The organism is Gracilibacillus lacisalsi DSM 19029 (genome assembly GCF_000377765.1).
Classification (GTDB): Bacteria; Bacillota; Bacilli; order Bacillales; family Amphibacillaceae; genus Gracilibacillus; species Gracilibacillus lacisalsi.
Genome location: NZ_KB898662.1, coordinates 97,146 through 120,368 on the forward strand (window position 1 = coordinate 97,146; position 23,223 = coordinate 120,368).

At 38.6% G+C, this 23,223-nt stretch carries 23 protein-coding genes; 8 read left to right on the forward strand and 15 right to left on the reverse strand.

Translation table 11 applies throughout. The features are described 5' to 3' along the window. Window position 1 precedes the first annotated feature (1 nt). From D569_RS0100440 to D569_RS0100460, 5 genes are all read left to right on the forward strand, one after another. A complete protein-coding gene (locus D569_RS0100440) occupies window positions 2-847 on the forward strand; it encodes a transketolase (protein ID WP_018930416.1) in 846 nt (281 codons plus the stop codon). 16 nt (window positions 848-863) lie between these two features. Next, entirely contained in the window at window positions 864-1,829 is a 966-nt protein-coding gene (locus D569_RS0100445; protein WP_018930417.1) for a transketolase family protein, read from the forward strand. A 5-nt stretch (window positions 1,830-1,834) separates the two neighbouring features. Beyond that, entirely contained in the window at window positions 1,835-3,154 is a 1,320-nt protein-coding gene (locus D569_RS0100450) for an ABC transporter substrate-binding protein (RefSeq protein ID WP_018930418.1), read from the forward strand. A 97-nt stretch (window positions 3,155-3,251) separates the two neighbouring features. Continuing rightward, the gene (locus D569_RS0100455; RefSeq protein ID WP_018930419.1) at window positions 3,252-4,124 is read left to right on the forward strand and encodes a carbohydrate ABC transporter permease; all 873 of its coding nucleotides are present in this window, start codon (window positions 3,252-3,254) and stop codon (window positions 4,122-4,124) included. A 6-nt stretch (window positions 4,125-4,130) separates the two neighbouring features. Beyond that, window positions 4,131-4,952 carry a carbohydrate ABC transporter permease gene (locus D569_RS0100460; protein ID WP_018930420.1) on the forward strand — a complete coding sequence of 274 codons (822 nt, stop codon included), beginning with the start codon at window positions 4,131-4,133 and terminating at the stop codon, window positions 4,950-4,952. A gap of 53 nt (window positions 4,953-5,005) precedes the next feature. Here the strand turns inward: D569_RS0100460 and D569_RS0100465 are convergent, their stop codons facing one another. The 15 genes from D569_RS0100465 to D569_RS0100535 all read right to left on the reverse strand — a co-directional run bounded on the left by D569_RS0100465 (window position 5,006) and on the right by D569_RS0100535 (window position 20,610). Continuing rightward, window positions 5,006-6,271: a PTS ascorbate transporter subunit IIC gene (locus D569_RS0100465; RefSeq protein WP_018930421.1), complete on the reverse strand. Its 1,266-nt coding sequence runs from the start codon at window positions 6,269-6,271 to the stop codon at window positions 5,006-5,008. Window positions 6,272-6,521: 250 nt separating this feature from the next. Continuing rightward, the gene (locus D569_RS0100470) at window positions 6,522-6,788 is read right to left on the reverse strand and encodes a PTS sugar transporter subunit IIB (protein ID WP_018930422.1); all 267 of its coding nucleotides are present in this window, start codon (window positions 6,786-6,788) and stop codon (window positions 6,522-6,524) included. Window positions 6,789-6,792: 4 nt separating this feature from the next. Then, a complete protein-coding gene (locus D569_RS0100475) occupies window positions 6,793-7,227 on the reverse strand; it encodes a PTS mannitol transporter subunit IIA (RefSeq protein ID WP_018930423.1) in 435 nt (144 codons plus the stop codon). Window positions 7,228-7,424: 197 nt separating this feature from the next. Then, window positions 7,425-8,540 carry an ABC transporter permease gene (locus D569_RS0100480; protein WP_018930424.1) on the reverse strand — a complete coding sequence of 372 codons (1,116 nt, stop codon included), beginning with the start codon at window positions 8,538-8,540 and terminating at the stop codon, window positions 7,425-7,427. Next, complete coding sequence (locus tag D569_RS0100485; protein WP_018930425.1) at window positions 8,537-9,805, reverse strand: ABC transporter permease; 1,269 nt, start codon at window positions 9,803-9,805, stop codon at window positions 8,537-8,539. Before D569_RS0100485 ends, D569_RS0100480 begins: the two co-directional genes overlap by 4 nt. A gap of 12 nt (window positions 9,806-9,817) precedes the next feature. Then, window positions 9,818-10,750, reverse strand: a complete 933-nt coding sequence (locus D569_RS0100490; RefSeq protein WP_018930426.1) for an ABC transporter ATP-binding protein — start codon at window positions 10,748-10,750, stop codon at window positions 9,818-9,820. Window positions 10,751-10,869: 119 nt separating this feature from the next. Then, complete coding sequence (locus tag D569_RS0100495) at window positions 10,870-11,502, reverse strand: response regulator (protein WP_018930427.1); 633 nt, start codon at window positions 11,500-11,502, stop codon at window positions 10,870-10,872. Then, entirely contained in the window at window positions 11,499-12,635 is a 1,137-nt protein-coding gene (locus tag D569_RS0100500) for a sensor histidine kinase (RefSeq protein WP_018930428.1), read from the reverse strand. Before D569_RS0100500 ends, D569_RS0100495 begins: the two co-directional genes overlap by 4 nt. A 90-nt stretch (window positions 12,636-12,725) precedes the next feature. Next, complete coding sequence (locus tag D569_RS0100505; RefSeq protein ID WP_018930429.1) at window positions 12,726-13,229, reverse strand: RDD family protein; 504 nt, start codon at window positions 13,227-13,229, stop codon at window positions 12,726-12,728. Window positions 13,230-13,955: 726 nt separating this feature from the next. Beyond that, on the reverse strand, window positions 13,956-14,807 hold the full coding sequence (locus tag D569_RS0100510; RefSeq protein WP_018930430.1) for a class II fructose-bisphosphate aldolase: 852 nt from the start codon (window positions 14,805-14,807) through the stop codon (window positions 13,956-13,958). A gap of 12 nt (window positions 14,808-14,819) precedes the next feature. Further along, window positions 14,820-15,839 (reverse strand): carbohydrate kinase family protein, encoded by a 1,020-nt coding sequence (locus D569_RS0100515; protein ID WP_018930431.1) that lies wholly within the window; start codon window positions 15,837-15,839, stop codon window positions 14,820-14,822. 30 nt (window positions 15,840-15,869) lie between these two features. Further along, window positions 15,870-16,868 (reverse strand): ABC transporter permease, encoded by a 999-nt coding sequence (locus D569_RS0100520; protein WP_018930432.1) that lies wholly within the window; start codon window positions 16,866-16,868, stop codon window positions 15,870-15,872. Next, a complete protein-coding gene (locus D569_RS0100525) occupies window positions 16,865-18,364 on the reverse strand; it encodes a sugar ABC transporter ATP-binding protein (protein WP_018930433.1) in 1,500 nt (499 codons plus the stop codon). The genes D569_RS0100520 and D569_RS0100525 overlap by 4 nt, the downstream gene beginning before the upstream one ends. Window positions 18,365-18,787: 423 nt before the next feature. Next, a complete protein-coding gene (locus D569_RS0100530; RefSeq protein WP_018930434.1) occupies window positions 18,788-19,771 on the reverse strand; it encodes a sugar ABC transporter substrate-binding protein in 984 nt (327 codons plus the stop codon). 65 nt (window positions 19,772-19,836) lie between these two features. Then, window positions 19,837-20,610, reverse strand: coding sequence for a DeoR/GlpR family DNA-binding transcription regulator (locus tag D569_RS0100535; protein ID WP_018930435.1), 774 nt, complete (start codon window positions 20,608-20,610; stop codon window positions 19,837-19,839). Between the two features lie 227 nt (window positions 20,611-20,837). On the opposite strand from D569_RS0100535, the gene D569_RS0100540 reads away from it, so the two are divergent. From D569_RS0100540 to D569_RS0100550, 3 genes are read left to right on the forward strand one after another with little or no spacing between them, the layout of a single operon-like run. Then, complete coding sequence (locus tag D569_RS0100540) at window positions 20,838-21,755, forward strand: ATP-binding cassette domain-containing protein (protein ID WP_018930436.1); 918 nt, start codon at window positions 20,838-20,840, stop codon at window positions 21,753-21,755. Further along, window positions 21,748-22,527 carry an ABC transporter permease gene (locus tag D569_RS0100545; protein ID WP_018930437.1) on the forward strand — a complete coding sequence of 260 codons (780 nt, stop codon included), beginning with the start codon at window positions 21,748-21,750 and terminating at the stop codon, window positions 22,525-22,527. Before D569_RS0100540 ends, D569_RS0100545 begins: the two co-directional genes overlap by 8 nt. A 10-nt stretch (window positions 22,528-22,537) precedes the next feature. Then, window positions 22,538-23,209 (forward strand): response regulator transcription factor, encoded by a 672-nt coding sequence (locus tag D569_RS0100550; protein WP_018930438.1) that lies wholly within the window; start codon window positions 22,538-22,540, stop codon window positions 23,207-23,209. The last annotated feature ends 14 nt before the right edge of the window (window positions 23,210-23,223 follow it).

Genomic DNA, 23,223 nt, shown 5'->3' on the forward strand with positions numbered 1-23,223 from the left:
AATGGCAAATACGAGAGAAATTAACGAAATCGCAAAAAGAATTAAACGTGATGTTATTCAATTAACAAGTAAAAACACTGGTCACCCTGGGGGAGCAATAGGAGCAGCAGAAATCATCGCAGAATTATATTTCAATCGATTACACCACCGACCATCACAACCTGATTGGGAAGACCGTGATCGCTTTGTGTTAAGTAATGGACACATTTGTACAGCGCTATATTCTGCCATGGCTAGAAGTGGTTACTTCCCGATTGAAGAATTATGGACGTTCCGAAAACTAAACTCCAGACTACAAGGACACCCATCACGTCATGACTTACCAGGACTTGAAACATCTGCAGGACCGCTGGGACAAGGACTTTCGATCGCAAATGGAATGGCACTTGCTAACCGGCTTCGAGACAGTGATGCAAAAATTTATTGCTTAGTCGGGGACGGTGAAATTCAAGAAGGCCAAGTCTGGGAAGCTGCTATGACAGCTGCACACCATCATTTAGATCAAATCGCATTGATCATTAGCTGGAATGACATTCAAATTGACGGTCATGTCAAAGATGTGATGAATATTGAACCGATCGCCGAAAAATTCAAGGCATTTGGCTGGCATACTCTCGAAATTGATGGCAATGAAGTAAATCAAGTGAAAAAAGCATTTGATCAATTTGAACAAAATACTGGTACTCCAACTGCGATAATTGCGAAAACGGTCATTGGAAAGGGAGTTTCGTTTATGGAACATGAAGCAATCTGGCACGGAAAAGCACCATCAGAGGAAGAAGCCACTCGCGCACTCGATGAAATCGGTACTAGCAGTTTTGGCTCAGATTTAGTAACAGAACGATAATGAAGGAGGATTACAAATGACAAAAGCAAAAAGTGGTCGTGATGGTTTTGGGAGAGCATTAGTAGAACTAGGCGAAGAAAATCAAAAGGTAGTCGCATTATGTGCCGATTTAGCTGAATCTGTCAGGGTCGAAGCTTTTGCCAATAAATATTCCGAAAGGTACTTTCAAATTGGTATATCTGAACAAGATATGATCGGAACAGCTTCCGGCTTAGCATTAGCAAACTATATTCCTTTTGCTACAACATATGCTGTGTTTGCTGCACAACGAGCGAACGAACAAATACGTCTGGCAGCTTGTTACAATCAAGCTAACGTAAAAATCGCAGTCAGTCATGCAGGATTGACATGCGGAGAGGATGGGGCTACCCACCAGGCATTAGAAGATATAGCCTCCATGAGAGCAATGCCTGAAATGACGGTAATTGTACCTGCAGATGAAAAAGAAGCTTATGAGGCAACTAAAGCAAGCACAGAATGGATCGGTCCTGTTTACCTTAGATTGGGACGCACGCCAGTTCCGATCGTAACAAACGATACCGACCCTTTCCAAATCGGTAAGGCTCGGACAATCAAAAAAGGAACAGATGTATCCATTTTTGCATGTGGAATCATGGTGGAACGTGCATTACAAGCTAGTGAACAACTAGCTTCAGAAGGAATAAATGCATCCGTTATTAATGTCCATACAATAAAACCACTGGATAAGGAAGCTATTATAAACGAGGTTCAACACACAGATTGTGTGGTAACAGCAGAGGAACATTCTATTATCGGCGGTCTAGGTGGTGCTATTTCAGAACTTTTAGCGGAGGAATATCCTGTACCCGTACGTAAAGTCGGAACACAAGATACTTTTGGTGAATCCGCATCACCTGAAGAACTGCTCGAAAAGTATGGATTAACGGCTGCCAATATTGTCACAGCAAGTAAGAAAGCCCTCGAGCAAAAAGAACAATTTTTAGCAAAAGAAAGGAGTTAAATAAGATGAAGAGACTATTAACATATCTGTTGGTATTATTCTTACCTATTATTTTAGTTGCTTGTGTCTCTAGTAATAACTCCACATCCACTGAAGGAACAAATGACTCTCAAGATAATGAATCTACCGATACAGAGCAAGAAGACACACAATCAGCTGATGAACCGGTTGAACTAACCTATTGGTATTGGGCTGATAACTCTGAATACTCTAATTTAATGCAGGATATAATTGCAGAGTTTAATGAAACAAATGATAAAGGCATTACCGTTATCGGTGAGGAGTACCCATGGGACGGTGGTGGTTATAGTGAAACATTGTTTACCGCTGCAATGGGAGGTGGCGGGCCGGATGTAGCTGCTTTTAAGTTAACCTCCACCCCGCTTTTCACCGCAAATAATTTACTAGCTAAACTTGATGACTATATCGACAGTTGGGAAGATAAAGACGACATCGAAGAGAACTTATACGATATTATGAAAAGCGCAAGCGGCACAGACAATTTATACGTTATGCCTTGGAATACCCAAGTATTATACATGTATTATCGCCCTTCTATTTTTGAAGAAGCTGGTGTTGAAGTTCCGACCACCTATGAGGAATTATTAACCGCTATTGAACAAACAACAATGGATACCGATGGTGATGGAAATACGGATATTTATGGGTTTGGTATGCGGGGTGCTACAGGTGGCCAAGAACCTTGGGGGAGTTTTATTCATGGCCGTGGTGGTGATTTTGAAGATATGACGAGTAAAGAAGCTATTCAAGGTATGCAAGACTTTATTGATATATACGAGAATGGCTATGCTCCCCCATCAGCTACTACAGATGGCTTTAATGAAATAATTGCTAATTTTAAATCAGGTAAGACAGCCATGACCGTTCACCATACAGGTTCTTCCGCTGAAATGGTGGAAACATTCGGTGATGATGTATCTGCCTTTGCCTTCCCTGAAGGTGTAGGGCAATGGACATCAATGGGGGATACCAATAATGTTATTTTTGAATCAACCGAGCATAAGGAAGCAGCATTCGAATGGGTTTCCTATCTAGCAACTGGCAAAGGACAAGAAGATTGGACGATTGCAACAGGCAATGTACCAGTAAGTACTCGTGTTCAGGAAATGGATCATTTTCAAAACGATGAATTTATGAAAGCTTCGATTGAGGGAGTACCTTTTGCCGGTATTCTGCCGATAAAGGATACTACAACAGAATGGATCAGTACAATTTGGCCTAACACGACAGCTTCCGCATTATTAGGAGAAATCACAGCAGAAGATGCTATGCAGCAATTACACGAAAGTCTGCACGAAGAATAACAAATTATGTAAACGGATTCAAAAAGGATCATGACAGAGAACAATTCTTTGGCATGATTCCTTCTTACCAAGCTACTACGAAACAGAGGTGAAAAAGATGCGACGTAAAAATATCAATATATGGCCCTATCTTCTAGTGTTACCGGCATTATTAATTGTCACCTTTGTTGTTTTTATACCTGTTATTGAGGCCATATTCATGAGTTTTCAAAGCTATGATTTAAGGCGACCCGATAAGATCGCTTATCTAGGTTTTCGAAATTTTGCGGACATGTTTTCCGATCCAATCTTTTGGCTTGCCTTTAAAAACACGATTATATGGGTTGTTTTTGGTGTTGGACTGCAATTTTTATTTGGTTTTATTTTAGCTTTATTATTGAATCAATCCTTTCGGGGACGTGGAATTATTCGGGCAGTTAGTTTGATTCCATGGGCTACTCCTGGTGTGTTAATCGGACTGATGTGGAAGTGGATATACGATGGAAACTACGGCGTTTTAAATGATTTGTTGATCAAGCTGGGGCTGCTTGATCAAGGAATCACCTTTTTGTCTCAAACATCCACAGCATTTGGATCTGTCATTGTTACGATCATCTGGCAGGGTATTCCTTTTTTCGCCATTATGATCCTTGCTGGGTTACAAGTGATTTCACGAGAAATGTATGAAGCAGCTGATATTGACGGAGCAAGCAAACTACAGAAATTGATTCATATCACGATTCCATCGTTAAAGAATGTGATTATTATTACTATTTTACTTCGGATTATCTGGGTCTCTAACTCTGTTGATATTATCCATAACATGACTGGTGGTGGCCCATCGTACTCTACTCAGACTTTGAGTGTTTATATTTTTAATAAAGCAACAGTACTAGACCTAGGCTATTCTTCCAGTATGGCACTTTTCTTAATGTTCATGCTAGCAATGGTAGCTGTTCCATATCTCAAAAATGCGTTTAAAGAGAGGTAATGAGCGATGCGTTGGAAGAGAATTGTTTCTTTATATATTCCATTGGGTACTATTCTATTGTTTTTACTGTTTCCTTTTTACTGGACGTTTATTACATCCATGAAACCGGAGCATGAATTGTATGGTTCCACTGTCACCTATTGGCCAAAAGAGTTAACATTGGCTTCTTACCAAAAATTATTTGGCGAGTTTAATTTCCTGTTACCGATGTGGAACAGTTTCTTAGTAGCAACGATCACCACCTTTGTTACACTTTTTGTCTCTACTTTGGCAGCTTATTCTTTTACCAGATACGAATTCAAAGGAAAAAGTCTGCTAATGGGCTTATTTTTAACAAATAATATGTTTCCGAATGTATTATTGCTTATCCCCTTATTTGCGATCATGCGTAGTTTTGATTTACTATATACACCAATTTCACTGGTGATGGCATATGCAACATTCACCATCCCTTTCTCGGTGTGGATGCTTACAGGCTATTTAAAAGATTTGCCTAATGCATTAGAGGAAGCAGCCATGATTGATGGTGCCAATCGAGCAACAGCTTTTATAAAAGTAATCCTACCAGTCCTTATGCCATCGATCGTTGCAACTGGGGTCTATATCTTTATTCAATCTTGGAATGAATACACCTTTGCTGTACTTTTTACGAATGAAGCGACTAGAACGATACCAGTTACACTAAAGAATCTAATCGGGCAACTCGGTGTGCAATGGGATTTATTAACGGCCGGGGGAATTATTACGATCATCCCTGTCTGTATTATGTTCTTCTTTGCACAGAAAAAATTGATCGAGGGAATGACAGCGGGATCAGTGAAAGGCTAGGAAATCTAATAAACCAGTCGTGTGAATGATCACGACTGGTTTATTAGATTTATTTATTGAAAAAAGGATGCAAAAATACCAATTAGAATTCCGACTATTCCAAAGTCCGTATCACCAAAGGTAGTATTAGCAAATCCAAGATCACCTAACACAGGTAACAAAAAGGCAGGAATAAAGCTTATAAGTACTCCATTAACAAAACCACCTAATGCAGCACCAATTCGACCACCCGTTGCATTACCGAACACCCCTGCACCCGCTCCTGTAAAAAAGTGTGGTACAAGCCCTGGTATTATTAGAGGAAGTGCGAGTACTCCCAGTACAGCCATACTAATTAATCCACCTACAAAACTAAACAAGAAGCCAATCATTACAGCTGTTGGTGCATACGGGAAAACAATTGGTACATCTAAAGCAGGTTTTGCTCCAGGTACAATTTTATCTGCTATCCCTTTAAATGCAGGAACAATTTCATTCAAAATCATTCGTACACCTAACAAAATAATACTCAGCCCTGCTGCAAAGGTAATCCCCTGCATAATACTAAACATCAAATAATTCTGGTCACCACTGTAATTAGAGACAATATCCGAACCTGCCAACACAGCAATAATAATAAAGATAGCAACCATTGTTAAGGCAGTAGAAACTAATGAATCCTTTATAAATGCCCAGCGATCAGAAATTTTAATATCTTCTGTAGACTTTTCTTTATTGCCAAACCACTTTCCAACTAATCCGGCAGAAATATATCCGAATGTGCTAAAATGACCAATTGCCACCTGATCATTACCCGTTACTTGACGCATAAAAGGTTGACCCAAGGCCGGCATGATCACCATTAAAAACCCTAATAATAAAGAACCGACAAATACTAACCAAAATCCACTTAACCCTGCTGTACCAAGCACAGCCGATAATAATGCTGCCATAAAAAAGGTATGATGCCCAGTTAAGAAAATGTATTTCCAAGACGTAATACGTGCAAATAAAATGTTCGCAATAAATCCAAATCCCATAATTAAGGCTGTCTCCGCACCAAACATCTGCTGAGCTAACGCAACTACTGCCTCATTATTCGGTACAACCCCTTGAATTTGGAACGCCTCTTCAATAATACCACCCAATGAATCTAACGAACCGATAATAACCCCTGCACCAGCACCTAATATAACAAATCCGATCACACTTTTTAATGTGCCGGTTAGAACCTTTGACACGATAGCCCTTTGAGCAACAAGTCCAATTAAAACTATTAGACCAACTAATACCTCAGGAATACTTAAAACTTCATTCATCAAGAATTCAAAAAAGCCCACTAGGTCCACCTCCTTAGGTTATAAGAAAAGCGCAGAGTGCCCGCTTAAAAACGTAGCGTCTGAACCAAAGCAACTAAGATAAAGGAATCACTGACTTGTACAGGAGGTACTGACATCTGTTTTGCCTACAGGACGTAGGCGAATTTAACAGATGTCCTTTTCCGAGCCGATGATGACTTATCGTAGGTGCTCTCGGGAAGTAGACTAGTTTTTGGCACTCGGAGCTAGACATCAAAAACGGTCTTTAGTATTATCCAATAAATCCGATTAATTTCTCTTTCACTTCCTGACCATCCGCTATATTATTAATGGCTATTACTGGTTTTGATCCATCGTCCAATTGTTTCGCAAATTCGGTATTCGTCACGATAAGATCTGCCTGTAACCCAGCAGCTGTACTAAAATCTGCAGTCTCGACATCTGCAACTTGATTTAAATCTTTTAACACCTGTTCCACTGTCATTTTCAGCATCATACTCGAACCAAAGCCCATTCCACAAACAGCTAAGATTTTCATCTCTTCACCTGCTTTCCTCATCAAACAATTGTTGTACTTCACGAACCGTTCGTGCTTGTTTTAATCGCGCTAACTTTTCACTGTCACCTATCACCTCCGCAACCGCTTTCAATAAATTCAAATGCATTACTTTATTTTTCGCAGCTAAACCGATAAAGACAATTGCTTCTTTATCTGAGGAAAAAGAAACAGACTTTTGCAAAACAGAAACACTTATTCCTTGTCGTAATACCCCATCCTCTGGTCTAGCATGCGGTAATGCCACTCCTGGTGCAATAACAATATACGAACCTAAAATATGAACCGTATCCACCATTGCATGAACATAACGAGCCTCCACATTTCCATTGTCGATTAATAACTGTCCACACTGTCGCACCGCCTCTTCCCAGTCTGAAGCCACTTGCCCAACTCGAATAACCTCTTCATTCAGCTTCATTCGGTCCCCACCTTTAAAACGTACTAGCCCTAATACAATATATCGTTGGTGTACTCATTTTATGTACAGAGTTTACTGAAAAAAAATAAAGGACTTTTCCATAAGTCCGATATAGAATTATGGTAGTCCTTTTTGTTTTTACGAAAAACAATATTCAATTAATAATCAAGCAATATTATCGTATTAGAACAGTTCATTTACTTTGTAGCTGTACTCCCTCCACGCCTCTCGATAAGATTTACTCCAATACCCATGGCTATTATCCCAATAAGGAGCATGATTAATAGCGGCATTAAAATCTCATTGAAGTTGGCATCATAGAAGATAACTGACATCGTTGCATCCATTGCGTGTGCCATTGGAAATAAATCTCCGATAAATAGCAACACTTTGTTTGTGATCGTACCCGGCATCATATACGCTCCACTAATTAATGGAATAAGCGGGATGATGGATGGATAGATAGCGTAAAATTGCTCTGGTGATTTTACAAGGCCAGTTAACAACATCGCAATACTGATCATGCTGAAGGTAAAGAGTGCAGAAATGATGATTAGTGTCCACAAGTTATCACCCAACTCATAATTCATCACGTACTTAAAGACAATCAGAACTACGACAATTTGAAACATCGTCACCAAAAAGCTGTACAAAATATAGCCGATATACATACTCGATTTATTAATCGGTGACAAAATCATCCGATTCCACACACCTGAAACTTTATCATTTGTGACATTATTGACTTTAAATCCTGCAAGAAACATAGAAATCAGAAAGGTGAAAGCAAACATAAGCTGAATACTCATGTTATAACTTGGCACCTCTTTACTATCCAATCCTTGTGCTTCGATTTGTACAGGCGCATCTGCTAGATAATTTTCGATCTCACTTCTGATGTTCTCATCTCCTGTAGCATCAATCAGTGAGCTAATTTGTGCTTCCTGTTGAAATACTTTATCCACATGTTGCCTTACCATAGAAACTGTCGGAAGCTCAGAAATAACTAACAATCGATAGTCCATCTCCATTAATTGAACCGCCACATCGATATTACCATCACGAACTTCCTCACGTGCTTGATCAGGATCTGTGACAACAAACTCGAAGGCATTATCTACATTTAAGCGATCTTCCCATTTTTTTTCGATCTCCTCCGCATTATCTTCCTCACTGAAAATAACCACCTTGGTAGGCGTTTGTATCCCACCCGAAAAAAAGAGGGTCGCAAGGATACTTCCCATAATCAATGCAAGAACTAAAATTGGATTTCGTTTATCTTTAGAAAATTGTGCCCACAAAACAGACTTCATTTTGCTCCCCCCCTTTTAGGATACATCGCCAATCCAACTAACGTACATAATACAAAAAAGCCAACTAGCATTAAACTAGGCATTATTAAAGACGATACTTGTTGGTATTGAAGCCACTCCATCATCATTGACAGAGTTAAGCCATTTGGTGTCCATTCGCTAACCCTTTGCATCCAATCCGGAAATACATAAATGGGCACGAAGTTACCTCCAAGGACTGCTAATACCATTGCTATCACATTAAACACACCGTTTGCAGCATCTATATTGTGCATTTGTAAAGCAATAGAAGTGAATACCGCCGCTAAACCTGCAACCGCTAAAGCAAACAGTAACGTAATCACAGCAACTCCTAGCCAAAAGTCGAGGGAACGACCAGGAAATACATCTAATATCAAATGCGCTAAACCAAAGACGATACTGATTTGCAACCATGCTAAAATAAATGTTGATACCATTTTCCCGATCAAAAATAACATAGGATGACTATTCGTTACTAAAATTCGATCAAAAACTTGTTGTCTGATTTCTTCACCTGTTTTAGCCGCTACCGTAATGGAAAGGAATAATGCAAACAGGATTCCCATTGCAAGCGTGAAATACTGGGACATTGTAAAAGTTTCTCCTTCACCTAACTGCTCCACACCGCCTTGTGGTTGTACTACTTCCACTTCATTACTACCAGCGATCTGCTGCATGGCAAATTGATAATTCAAATTATCAATAAAACCGTTAATGATGTCATACATTGTCCCGTTGTTAGCCGTTTCTTCTTCCATTTTATAAGCAAGTGAAACTGCCGGCGGTTCTCCGGTGAAAGCCGCATATAAACTTTCAACTGTAAAGTCATTCGGGATTACTAACATTCCATCGATTTCACCTTGTTCGACTTGATCTATCGCTTCCGTTTCATCTAAATCGTGTATGGTAACCCAATTTTGTAAATCTTCACTCTCAAGAAAATTGGCTAAAGCTTCTACCGGATCTGCATAGCTAGCTTGTTCTGCAATTGCAGTAGCTTCCATTTCGTCAAAAGATCCCTCTTCAATCAACTTTTCCTGTAATGATTCCGTTACCTTCTCCTGATTATCTTGATTAACTAATGCCAAGTGTATATCGAGCGTGGCTTCCTCATTACTGTCAAACAACCCATCAAAGGCAAGATTGAGGACAAAAATGATCACAATCGGAAGCAAAAGCGCGACTACAAGTTCTTTACGATCACGTAAAAATAAAAATAAATCCTTTTTGATAAAACTTCCCACGATTACACCTCCTTAATCTCTCAATGTCCTACCAGTTAGATGAAGGAAAACATCTTCCAGACTAGGTGACTCTGTTTGAAAATTGAGCAATTGAATTTGATGACTGTCAGCTAAATAGACAAGCTCACTAATCAAATTGCTTCCTTTCTTTGCTATGACCTTAAGCTGCGAACTAGCTGTTTCCACCTTGCGAACACCTTCCAGCTTTTTTATCTTTTCCACAAAAAGTTCATCGATCATGCTTAATTCTAGCTTGATCGTATCTTCAGACGATAAAATACTGAGCAGCTCCGCTTTACTACCTGCCGCAATCACCTCACCATGATCCATAATGTAAACTCGATCGCAAAGCTGTTCGACTTCCTCCATATAATGACTCGTATATAAAATCGTTGTACCGTCTGTTTCATTTAATGATCGTACCGTTTCTAAAATATGACTTCTTGATTGTGGATCAATGCCGACTGTCGGCTCATCAAGAATTAATATTTGCGGTTTATGCAACAATGCAGCAGCAATGTTGACTCTTCGCTTCATCCCTCCGGAAAAAGTTTTCACTAAATCCTTTTGACGATCCTTCAACCCGACAATTTCCAGTGCATGTTGAATACTGTTCTCTAATTCCTTGCCTTTCAATTTATAAATCGAGCCAAAAAATTTTAAATTTTCATAAGCAGAAAGCTCTTGATAGAGAGCTAATTCCTGAGGCACCACTCCTAATACTCTTCTTATATCTGCTGGTTTGTTTACGGTATTGACTCCATTCAACTTTATTTCACCAGAAGTCGGCTTGATCAAAGTCGATATCATGGAAATCGTTGTAGATTTACCGGCACCATTCGGACCTAGCAAACCAACTGATTCTCCTCTATCAAGATATAAGTTAACGTCCTGTACCGCCTTTTTTCCCTTAAATGACTTACTAACATTTATCGTTTCAAGCATGTGTTTTCCTCCTTTTTTTCCTTTCTTACTATATATCGTAAATGAAAAAGACCAACGTCACTACTGACCCTGGTCATGAACTCTTCTTACATATATTACTTTAGTCATTTTTTCTGCAATCATACTAGACGATGGCGAATAGCATATATTGCTAATTGAGTCCGATCTCGTAATGCTAGTTTATCTAATATTTGACTAGTTTGATTTTTTACTGTACCTACTGAAAGTCCCAATCGTTCTGCAATCTCTCTATTATTCAGCCCTTCTCCAATACATTTCAGGATTGCTCTTTCTCTCGGTGTTAACGTTGGATCAATTGACTCTTGTTCTTCGGTTTTCAGTAATTCCGGAACCACTTTTGCCGCCACCTGATCTTGGAGGGAAAGTCCTCCTTTTATTGCACTCTTAATTGAGCGTATCAGTGATTCGGTATCTCCATCCTTCAACATATAACCGCTAACCCCCACTTTTAACGCATCCATAATATATTGATTATCATCAAACGTTGTCAGCATTAATATTTTCAAATGAGGGAAACGCGAGCGTAATACTTTTGCCGCTTCTATTCCATCCATCTCAGGCATGCGAATATCTAACACCGCAACATCGAATAACTGTTTTTCACACAACACTACAGCTTGTCTACCATTATCCGCTTCCCCGGTTACTTCTATTTCTTCATCCGTTTCGATCATTGCCTTTAACCCTTGTCGTACCATCACCTGATCCTCTGCTAACAAAACCTTTATCATTCTATCCTCTCCATTTTCGTTAATCGAATACTGCCGCTTACTACAAACTGCCGCTCATCATGATGTATATCTAGGGAACCGCCCACTTTTTCCAAACGTTCTCGCATCGCTTTTAACCCATACCCCTCTTCAAAAAAAGGACTCGTTTTGCCAGGATTCATCACTTCAAAGCGAAAAATACTACCCCCCGGTGTTTCAAAAGAGATGTGAGCCTCTCTTGTAGAACTATGCTTCATAATATTGGTTAGTGCCTCTTGTACAGCGCGGTAAATTGCAAATGACTGTTCGCCTGTCAATGATGCGGCAAATGCTCCGTGCTTTACCGAAAAATTGATTTTCATAAATCGTTCCACTTCTAACTTACGAATTAATCGGATGAGACCTTGTAAACCACCGACTTCAGTTTGTTTAAAGGATTTGACAGCTCGCCTCGTTTCTTCCAAACTTTGTTCGGCAAGTTCTTTCAATTTTTTGACCTTTTCTTGATCTTTTTCATTCACAGTTATACGAAAGGCTTCTAATTGCATTAACAAAGCAGTTAGTTTATGACCAACAGAGTCATGAATTTCATGCCCTATCAACATCCGTTCATCCTGCCTGGCATGTTCTTCCTCCGTAACCAGCTGCCTTTTCATCCTTCTATATTCATCTAATAAGGCATCGTTCTTTTCTCTGACCTCTATTTCACGTCTTTTTACAAGCTGAAAGTACAATAATCCGATCATAGTTAATAGGTAAAACAATCCGACCCATGCTAATTGGTTCGTGGAGAGGCTAGTTTGCAGCAGGATTGAGCATAACCCGACAAACTGAACCAACATTACAACCATACTTTGTAACAACGATAATCTAAAAACTGCTTCTGCAAGTACCAACGCTTGTACAAGTAACAAATATGGATTGAAATCCTGGTTTACAGGGTAAAAAATATGCAACAGTGTCAGTGTCTGTGTGCTGAATAATATCGTTTGTAAAAGCGATTTGTCTGCAAATAGTGGGAATAGGAACAAGATAATCAAAAACAAACAGAAACTGGACAACTGTTGTAAAGATAAAGTCAAATCCGATCCCCAAAAAGCTAATGGCCATACAAGGCAATGAATAGCGATCCACATAAAATATGTTTTATTCATATTGAAATACTCCTTCGAACATAACGATCATCCTTTGTGCCCTCATTATACTATGATTGATCATGCACCGCATCCGCGATTTAAAGGTTTTTACTGTTTTACTACCGTTGTTCCTGCTAATAAATCTGCTAAATGACGATGATCCTGACGTACAAGGACCATGATAATATAAAGAAATGCTAAAAACATCGAGATACTAATATAAACCATGGCTATCCAATTGAAATCATGATACATTCCATGAATAACTCCCATATGGCCTAGCTGCCACGGTAGAAATTTCGCAATATTGCGTACCGTACTTCTTATTTTGGGATAATCAGGATAGCTTACTTTTACCTTTTTGATTCTTTTGCCAACAGTGGAAGCGCGAGAGCCGCCTTCAAGAATCGAAAGTAGAATGATGACTGGAAGCACAGAGGTTAACGTTGCAATAAGTTGTGTTTGCCAATTTGAAAATGCAGGAATTCCATTAAAAGCGACCAGGTAGACTAATTGCATGATGCCGAAGAGTAAGATGAGATATGCACTGATACATAACCAGTCAATCAATAAAGCAATAAACCGTTGTTTCCTTGTAGCAACAGTTTGCATATAAATCCTCCTTAATAATGTGTGGAGTTTGTTGTTAGTGAAATATTTAAAGCTATCACACGGACATACAATGCTTAATCCATTATACTATTAATATGAGTACTATAGGGGGTTTTTTCACAATAAGAAAATCTGAGCAAAACCACTCTTTCCTTATAACTAAAAGCTAAAGATTTACCATTTCTCTAACATCGATTATGAAATACTTGAACAGCTTAACCACCGCTCCGGCTGCCCACTTCCCTTTCCGTGGGGTTTGTCCTTCAGCTAACTTTTTCGAGCAAAACCCACTTGAAAAAGTGGATCTTCAGGTCAAACAATTCCCACAGGAGTGAAAGTGGGCGGCCTTCGCTAAGTATTGTCCTACAACGCTAGCATGAAGTAATACGGTTGCTTTTATTATGGCAAATAGCAATTGTTCACTTTGTCCATTGTAAAAAGTCAACCTATTACTTCTGACAAGAGTTGTTGCACCTTCTCATAGCGGAGACTAATTACGGAGACTCCTGCGGGAATAGCACGAGCCGAAAATCCACTTTGCAAAGTTAGTTGAGGCAGTGCCCATATAAAGCGAAGTAATTAGTCGGAGCGTTGGCAAATAAACATAAAACATTTCAAAATAACTACTTCGCTTAACGCAGTCATTGCACTGATTTTATAACTTCTTAACTTATAAAAAGAAAGCTTGCAACACCCTGTTTAGGCGTGCTTGCAAGCTTTCTACTATTAATTCATAAATATTTCAATAGCGCGTTGATAATTTTGTTTCATCGCTTTTTTGGCGACTGCCGTTATATCATGATAAAAAATATGTTCCTTGTGGTTAACATAATGCTTTACTGCTTCAGCGCCTGCTTTGGCTGCATAGCTATAATAATTGACTTTCCTTACTCCTGCATTGATCACTTGAGTATAGTCCTCTTCTTTAAGGCCGGAACCACCATGCATGACAACTGGTTTACCTGTTCCTTGATAGATTTGTTGCAAACGGTGAAAGTCAAGCTTAGGCTCCTCTAAATAAATGCCATGCACAGTGCCAAACGCAGCAGCTAGTGCATCAATATCTGTTTCCGCTACAAATACTTTGGCAGTTTCCGGGTCGGTATAAATACCATCGCCTTTGTCGGAATCGTCATAGCTTTCACCGCCACCTATTGTCGAATCTGTCATCACTCCCAGTTCTGCCTCGACCGAAACATTTTGTTTCCTTGCATATTCTACCACTTTCTTCACTTCTCTTACATTTGCTTCAAAAGGTAAATGGGATGCATCAATCATGACAGAGGTGAAACCAATATCAATCGCTTGTTTGATTAAATCGAATTGAGTGCCATGATCCAGATGAACCGTAATCGGTACACTTGCTTTTTTGGCTAATTCTACTAAAATGGGTCCAATAAACTCTAGCGGCATTAGCTCATTATGAACCTCGGCATGCGCCAAAATAATCGGAGCTTTTAACTCCTCCGCTGCCTCAAGTGCTGCTCGGGCAGCTTCCAAAGTAGGAACATTAAAAGCACCAACTGCATAATTCCCTTTCTCCGCCATTTCTAGATTTTCTTTTAATGTAACTAACATGATTTATCCCCCTTATAGAAGAAAAGCATCTTCGCGTTTCTTCCAGTTATCATACATCTCTTTTAATGTTTGTATATCTTTCACACCGGAAGCACTATCTTCTTCTAACAAGGAGGAAGCAGCACTAGCGGTAGCTATTTTCATTGACTCATATAATGAATAACCTTTCTCCGCACCATAGAGAATCCCAGCTGCATACGCGTCACCTGCTCCAACCGTTCCTTTTATGCTATCTTTATTAATCGATAAAGATGGTAAACGATAAAATTCCTCCCCGTTATACCCAAAGCTAGCTTCAGGTGCGTGGATGACTACCCAATCTTGTACACCTATGCTTTTCATCTTAGTTAATGCTTTTTTTATATTGTTCACTAGTAATCTATCATTCTGTCCACGCAATGTTATTGCGGTACTTTTCCCAGCTTCATATTCATTCACAATGCAGTAGTTCGTATATTTTAATGCAGGTGGTACTAGCTTTTCATATCTATCTTTATTTTCACTTACGATATCAATGGAAGTTTGAATCCCTTCTTTTTGGGCGAGATATAATAGTTTAGCAAGCTTTGTCCCGTATTGCTCATCCTCTTGATCTAAAGCATCTAACAACAGGACATATGCAACATGCAAAATTTTCGCCTGGATATTTAAAAATGGAAAAGCATCTTCATTAAAAGAGGTAGAGTTTCCTTTATAGGTATAAAAGGTTCTTGTTTTATCGGATTCATCAAAGATAACATCAGTAAATGGCGTTTCTCCCGTAAACTGAACCTTACTCAAATCGACATTGTTATATTTTGAAAAGCCTTCATACAAATATTGTCCTTTCTCGTCTTCTCCAAAATAAGCAATGATTTCAATTGGAAGAGTCGGATCGATATGAGCCAAAGATAGTGAACAGTTGGAAACAGCTCCCCCCATTGACCGTTTCCTTTGCTCAATCGTCGTTAATTCTGATTTAGCTGGGTATCCATTTACTGATTTAATTTCATCAACCATTACCGTACCAGCAATTGCAACTCCCTTGCGCAATAATATCCCCCCCTTTCGGTATGAACAAACTTACAATTGATTCCGCTTCTTAATAACATCAGCGTATACCGCGATTAGAATCACCGTACCTTTTACGATATATTGCCAAAAGGAGCTGACTCCCATTAAATTGAGACCGTTGCTTAAAACACCGATGATAAGTGCACCGATTACAGTTCCACCGATCTTACCTGAGCCACCTGTCATACTTGTTCCACCCAATACAACAGCGGCAATTGCATCTAACTCCGCCATATCACCTGCTGTCGGCTGGCCAGAGAACATTCTCGAAGATAAAACGATCCCCGCAACACCTGCCATCAGACCGCTAAAAGTATAAGCGAAGATCTTGATCTTCTTAATGTTTATGCCGGCATATTTAGCTGCTTCCGGATTACCACCAACCGCATACATATATCTTCCTAGTTTCGTTTTATTCATTATGATATAAGCAATGATAAGAATAATGATTAAATAAAGGACAGGAGCTGGCAGAAATCCGCCAATATAACCAGAACCAATGTTATTGAAGGAATCTGACATCACTCTTACCGGTTTTCCGTCACTAAAAACATAAGCTGCTCCCCTGGCGATGTTCATTGTCGCTAAGGTGACAATAAAAGGAGGGATTATCGTAGTGGCGACTACATAGCCGTTAAATGCACCGAAAAGCATGCCGACTAATAATCCCGCCGCAACTGCCGCCCAGACAGGGAAACCTAACATTGCAATTAATAGCGTTGTTACAACGCCCGTTACCGCAATAATAGAGCCTACCGATAAATCGATCCCACCTAAAATAATGACCATCGTCATCGCTATCGCTAAATACATGTTGGTAGAGGTTTGTCTTAATACATTCATGAGATTGTTAGAAGACAAAAAATCAGGATTCATGATCGAAATAAAGGTACATAAAACAATTAATCCAATTAAAATCCCCATATTATCTCTAACAAACCCCGTAACAGCATGGCTGATTTTAAACCAGATCGATTCTTTACCATTTTCATAGGTTAATGGAGTCATCTTTCTCCACCTCCTGTAGCGTAATACATAATTTGCTCTTGTTTGATTTCGTTTCCTTCTAAAATATTTCCGACTTTTCCTTTATACATCACCACTACTCGATCACTCATGTTAATAACTTCTGGTAATTCCGATGAAATCATAATGATCGAAACACCTTCTTCAACTAGCTTTTGCATGATAGAGTAAATTTCAAACTTAGCGCCAACATCTACCCCTCTTGTTGGCTCATCTAAAATTAATACATTAGGTTTCGTAGCAAGCCATCTTGATATTAATACCTTCTGCTGATTTCCGCCACTTAAATTTCTTACCGTCTGCTTCGCATGGGGTGTCTTGATATTTAATTCATTAATATAGTGATCTACCTGCTGCTTTTCGACTTTATCGTTTACACGCAAGCCTTTTATAAATTTATCGAGAATTTTTATCGACATATTATAATCCACTGCTTTAGACAGGAATAACCCCTGATCCTTTCTGCTTTCCGGTACATATGCTAATCCTTGATTCATCGCATCATTAGGCTGTTCAGTTTTTACATGCTTGCCATTCAGTAGAATTTCCCCGCTATCATAGTCATCAATACCAAATATACACCTCATTAACTCTGACCTTCCTGCCCCTACTAAACCTGAAAAACCTAGAATTTCACCTTTCTTCAAATCGAAGCTAATATCTTTGATGACACCTTGCTTCGATAGGTGATGCACCTCTAATACGGTTTCGCTAGTCTTCCATCCTTTTTCTCGATAATAGATATTACTTAAGCTTCTCCCTACCATCATCGCTACTAATTCATCATTAGTTGTTTCCTTCGTCTTAACGGTTCCAACATATTCACCATCTCTCATGACAGTAATGCGATCGGTAATCTCAAATAACTCTTCCATTCGGTGGGAAATATAGATGATGCCTACCTGTTGCTTTTTTAAACTGCGAATAGTCTGGAATAATGCCTTTACTTCTTTATCGGTTAAGGAGGATGTTGGTTCATCCATAACAATAATTTTCGCTTCGAATGATACCGCTTTAATAATTTCAATCATTTGTTGTTGCGCTACCGTCAATTCTTTAATGGTCGTTCTTGGATTCAAATCCAGTCCAAATTCTGCTAAATATTTTTTCGAATCCTCTATCATTTTCTCCATATCAATAAAACCACTTTTAGTTAACGGTTCTCTTCCTAAATAAATATTCTCTGCTATCGACAAATAAGGAACGAGCACAATTTCTTGATGAATAATACTGATTCCATTTACTTGAGCATCGGTAACCTTCTCTATTGTCACTTTCTTTCCATCAACAAAAATGTCACCATCATCTGGCTGGTAGATTCCACCTAAAACTTTAATTAATGTTGATTTCCCAGCACCATTCTCTCCTAACAAAGCATGCACTTCACCAGCCTCCAGCTGTAATCCAACTTCTTTTAATGCGTTTACTCCTGGAAATGACTTGGTGATTCGCTTCATACTTAATAGCTCTACACTCATACCATCACCTCTTTTCTGGACCTTGTTAAGAAAAAACGAGCAAAATTCGCTCAGCCCTTATCACTAACTGTTAAAATTTTTCGCTTCCTCTAGTAGCCATTATGGAATTAAATAAACTACTTAACTACCGCTTCGGCTACCCACTTCCCTTTCCGTGGGGTTAACTTTTATGAGCAAACCCCGCACGTAAAAGTGGATCTTCAGGCCAAACGATTTCCACAGGAGTTGAAGTGGGCTGCCTTCGCTTTATACCTTTGCTACAACATTTGTAAGACCTAGCAACTTGGTTTATGATCCCAGTGGAAATGCCAATAGCTATAACATGAGAAATCACTAATAATGGTTAAAACCAATTTCGTGATGTCGCCTAGTTTCTGACGCTTAGAGGTTAACAAGAACCCAATTGTTTGGTAGAGTCCTGATTTATTGCCAGCTGTCCACCCCATATTCCTCCACATTCTCTTCGTTAATTAAAAACGTATCTACGGGTGTTCTCTCTTCGTAATCTTCACCATTTAAGATTTGATAGGCTACATCAACAGACATTTCTCCGATTGAAATCGGCGATTGAGCACCTGTACCTACAAATGGACCACCTTCTGCGATAGCAGCTTTTGCATCTGGTGAACCGTCTACACCGTAGATCGCAATATCCTGTATGTTATTGGACTTTGCCGCTGCTAAGGCACCTAGAGCAGTTGGATCATTCCCACCCATTATCGCAATGATGTCAGGGTGTGCCTGCAGAATATCTTCCGTAATATCAAGCGCAGTTTCCAAATCACCCTTGGCATCCTGTTGGGCAACAATTTCAAAGTCATGCCCTTCAATTGCTTCCATAAAGCCTTCAATACGATCATTAATCGAGTTCATGGTCGGACTGTCTAAAACTGCTATTTCTCCCCCTTCTGGGAACCTTTCTACTAAATCTTCACCTGCTACCTTTCCTGCATTCTTATTGTCAGATCCTACATAGGCTGTCACATATTCAAAATCCTTCACTTCGGTATCATAATTAATAATCGGGATATCTGCTTCTTCTAACATCACTAATGCAGGTCTGATTCCTTCCCAGTCAACCGGATTTAGAAAAATGGCATCAATACCTTGGGCAATCATGTCCTCAATCTGGTTAATTTGTAACTCAACCTCCATCGCTGGATTGGTTGTAATTAACTCATCACCGTTTGCTTCCACTTTTTCTCTAATGGCTTCTTCCAAAACTTGAAAGAAAGGATTGTTTTGTGTCATCGAAGTATAACCAAAAGTATAGCCATCCGTATTCTCTTCACCAGCATCATTTCCCGAATCATCCTCTCCATCACTTTCTGTGTCCCCATTACAAGCAGCTAACAACAAAACAAATAAGACCGATAATAACAACAATAATAAACCTTTCTTTTTCATAGCTTGACCTCTCCCTTATCCATTTTTTTAATGAATCACATCATGTGATTATTAACGTTATCATCCTATAATAAGAAGGTGTCACATATGACAAGTTCTACTCCTGCTTGCTCAATCTCATTTTTCTGATTGTCTGGTGGCATTTTCTCTGTAAAAATACGATGAATATCATGCAAATTACCGATTTTGTGGAGATAATTTTTTTCGAATTTGGAACTATCTATGAGAAGATTGACTTCATTCGATTGTTTGATCACTTTTTGTTTAATTTGAACTTCTAAGCTGTTCGAGTTTGTAAATCCCTTCTCTACTGAAAAGCCTGAAGCAGATAAAAAAGCCTTATCAAAATATAAATGATCTAAGTGAGATTGGGTAATTGGCCCAACTAAAGACCTCGTAGATTCTCGGTAAATACCACCTAACAAAATCTTTTCTTTGTTCGAATCATGAATGTTTGAAACAATATTCACTCCATTTGTGACAAGTGAAATCGCCAAACTACTTGATAAATAACGAGAGAAATGCGAAGTTGTTGTGCCAGCATCAATAAATATAGAATCACCATTTTGAACATATTGTGCTGCAACATAGCCAATCGATTGTTTTTCTTTCACATGTAATACATTACGGCGATTAAAGGTAATATCCGTATTAGCAGATAAGATAGCGCCTCCAAATGTGCGTTTTGCTAAGCCATAATCTTCTAATTTCTCTAAATCTCTTCTAATTGTCATTTCTGCTACATTGAATTTTTGAGATAATTCATTTACTTTTACATCATCTTCTGTTTTTAATAAGTTATAAATCTTGTATTGCCTTCGATTCAAGGATTTTTCCATTTTTTATTCCTCGCTTTGTTCGTTATTGTTTAAATCGAACATTTGTAAAACATTATGTATAAGGGAGAAAAAATATACTTGAAGGATATAAAAAATCATCTCCTGTTTCGAATTAGCAATGTAGGGAGTGCAAATAATTCTTTACACTTTTTTTATACTTTTCTAGTTAAATTATTTATACCTCCCACTTATTATAAGAATCATCAACATGGAAAGGGTGATAACATATGTCAGAAACAATTCTTAAAGCAACGAATGTGTCCAAAACATATGGCAAAAATAAAGCACTTGATAAAGTATCGATTGAAATTAAACGTGGGATGATTTACGGACTAATCGGAGAGAACGGCGCAGGGAAATCGACATTCATGCGCATGGTTATGGGATTGATCAAAATCGATGAAGGTGACATTGAACTATTTGGAGAAACAGGGAAGAAAGAAGTACAACGAGCTCGAAGAAAAATGGGACAATCAATTGAAACTCCAGCACTTTATCCAGAATTAACGGCTCGAGAAAACCTGAAAGTCCAAGCAGCAAATGGTGGTGTAAGTGAACGAGAGATTGATCATTTACTCCACTTAATGAATCTAAGTAATGCAGGTAAAAAGAAAGCAAAAAACTTCTCTTTAGGCATGCGTCAACGTTTAGCAATTGCTTCCACACTTATTACTAATCCTGAGTTCTTAATCTTAGACGAGCCGACAAATGGACTAGATCCATCGGGGATTGTAGAAATGCGTGAAATTATTCAGCGATTAGTGGCGGAACGCGGTATTACGGTCTTACTGTCCAGTCACTTGCTTGATGAACTTTCACAAGTCGCAACTCATTATGGTATTTTGCATGATGGAAAACTTATTAACGAACTTTCGAAAGAAGAGTTAGCCCATGAAACTCGTCAGTACATTGAACTAGAAACAACGGAGGTGCAAAAAGCAGTCGTTGTATTAGACGAATTAGAGATAAATGATTATGAAGTTGTAAATGGTACAAGTATTAACATCTATGAACGTATAGATGATGTTGCTAACATCAACCGTTCCTTAGTCTTAGCTGATGTGAACGTGTCACGGATTGGTACAACAAGACAAAAACTCGAGGAATACTTTTTACAATTAACAGGGGGAAATTCGCATGCTTAATCTTTTAACTGCTGAAAGAATTAAATTATTTCGAAGTAAAAAACTATGGATTGTTCTAGCTATTTTCACTATTCTTCCTATCCTGCAAGCCGTGAATAGTAAGATATCAGTAGATTATGGAAAGGAACTTGTCCAAGTTGTCGATACAGTTATCAATGGAGCAACAGGGGTTCTAATGACAGAGAAAAACGGATTAACTGTTTTACTTGTTATTAGTGCTTTTATCTGTTTTTTTATTGGAGAAGAATTTCAAAATGGAACGATACGAAATGCCTTGTCTTTAGGACGTAGTCGCACCCATTATTATCTATCAAAATTTGTGATGGCAGCACTCCTATCACTGATTGGGACGATTGTAATGACCGTGGTTGGCATCATAAGTTTTACCGTAATATTTGAGTTTGGTGAAGTAGCTGAAATTAATCATTACTTTATCTACGCTATCAAATCCTTTAGCACGCTTTATTTATTAATTTTGGCGAATGTCTCCATTTATGTGACGATTAGTTTTCTAACCAAAAATAGTGGTATCGCACTTATTTGGAGTTTCCTATATACCATTGCGACAGGGTTTCTTCCGGATATTTTTCAACAAACTACACATTTTAAGCATGTGACATACTGGTTTTCTGAAGTGTTTTTGTTCTATTCTGATTTTGCCAACCCAGCAGATATTGCGAAATTTCCTGTGATGGTATTGGTCAGTCTGATAACCATTGTGGTATCATCAACAATAGGAATCTTTCTTTTTAAACGAACGGACATAAAGTAGGTCGATAAGTATGGCTACAATATTAATTATGGAAGACGATAGTGCCATTCATTCACTGATGAAAGACGCACTAGATTTACATGGTTTTACAACATTAAGTGCGTATTCAGGTACGGAAGGGAAGTTACTTTTTTCGCAAAATCAAGTGGATCTAGTTCTTTTAGATTTGATGCTTCCAGGGATGAATGGCGAAGAATTTCTTCAAGAGATACGGCAGAACTCCACTATCCCCGTTATTGTAGTTTCAGCAAAGAATGATCAACAGTCAAAATTAGAACTACTGACAAATGGGGCAGATGATTACATTATTAAGCCATTTGATGTGAAGGAATTACTTGCACGAATTGACATTCAATTACGCCATGCATCAAAAGCTTCAATAGGTAATAGGAAAGAGATTCATTATCAAAATATCAGTGTCAATTTGGATACGCGTGAAGTGAAAGTGAATGACCAAATCATTCACCTTACTGGGCGTGAATATGCTATTCTTTTACTTTTTCTAGATCATCCACAGAAAGTATTCAGCCGTGCCAATATTTATGAAAGTGTATGGAATGAAGCTTTTTTTGGTAATGATAAAACAATTAATATGCATATCAGTAATTTACGAAATAAATTAAATGAAAAAAATACTAATTACATCAAAACAATATGGGGCATAGGCTTCAAATTTGATTAAGGAAAGGGGCGTGA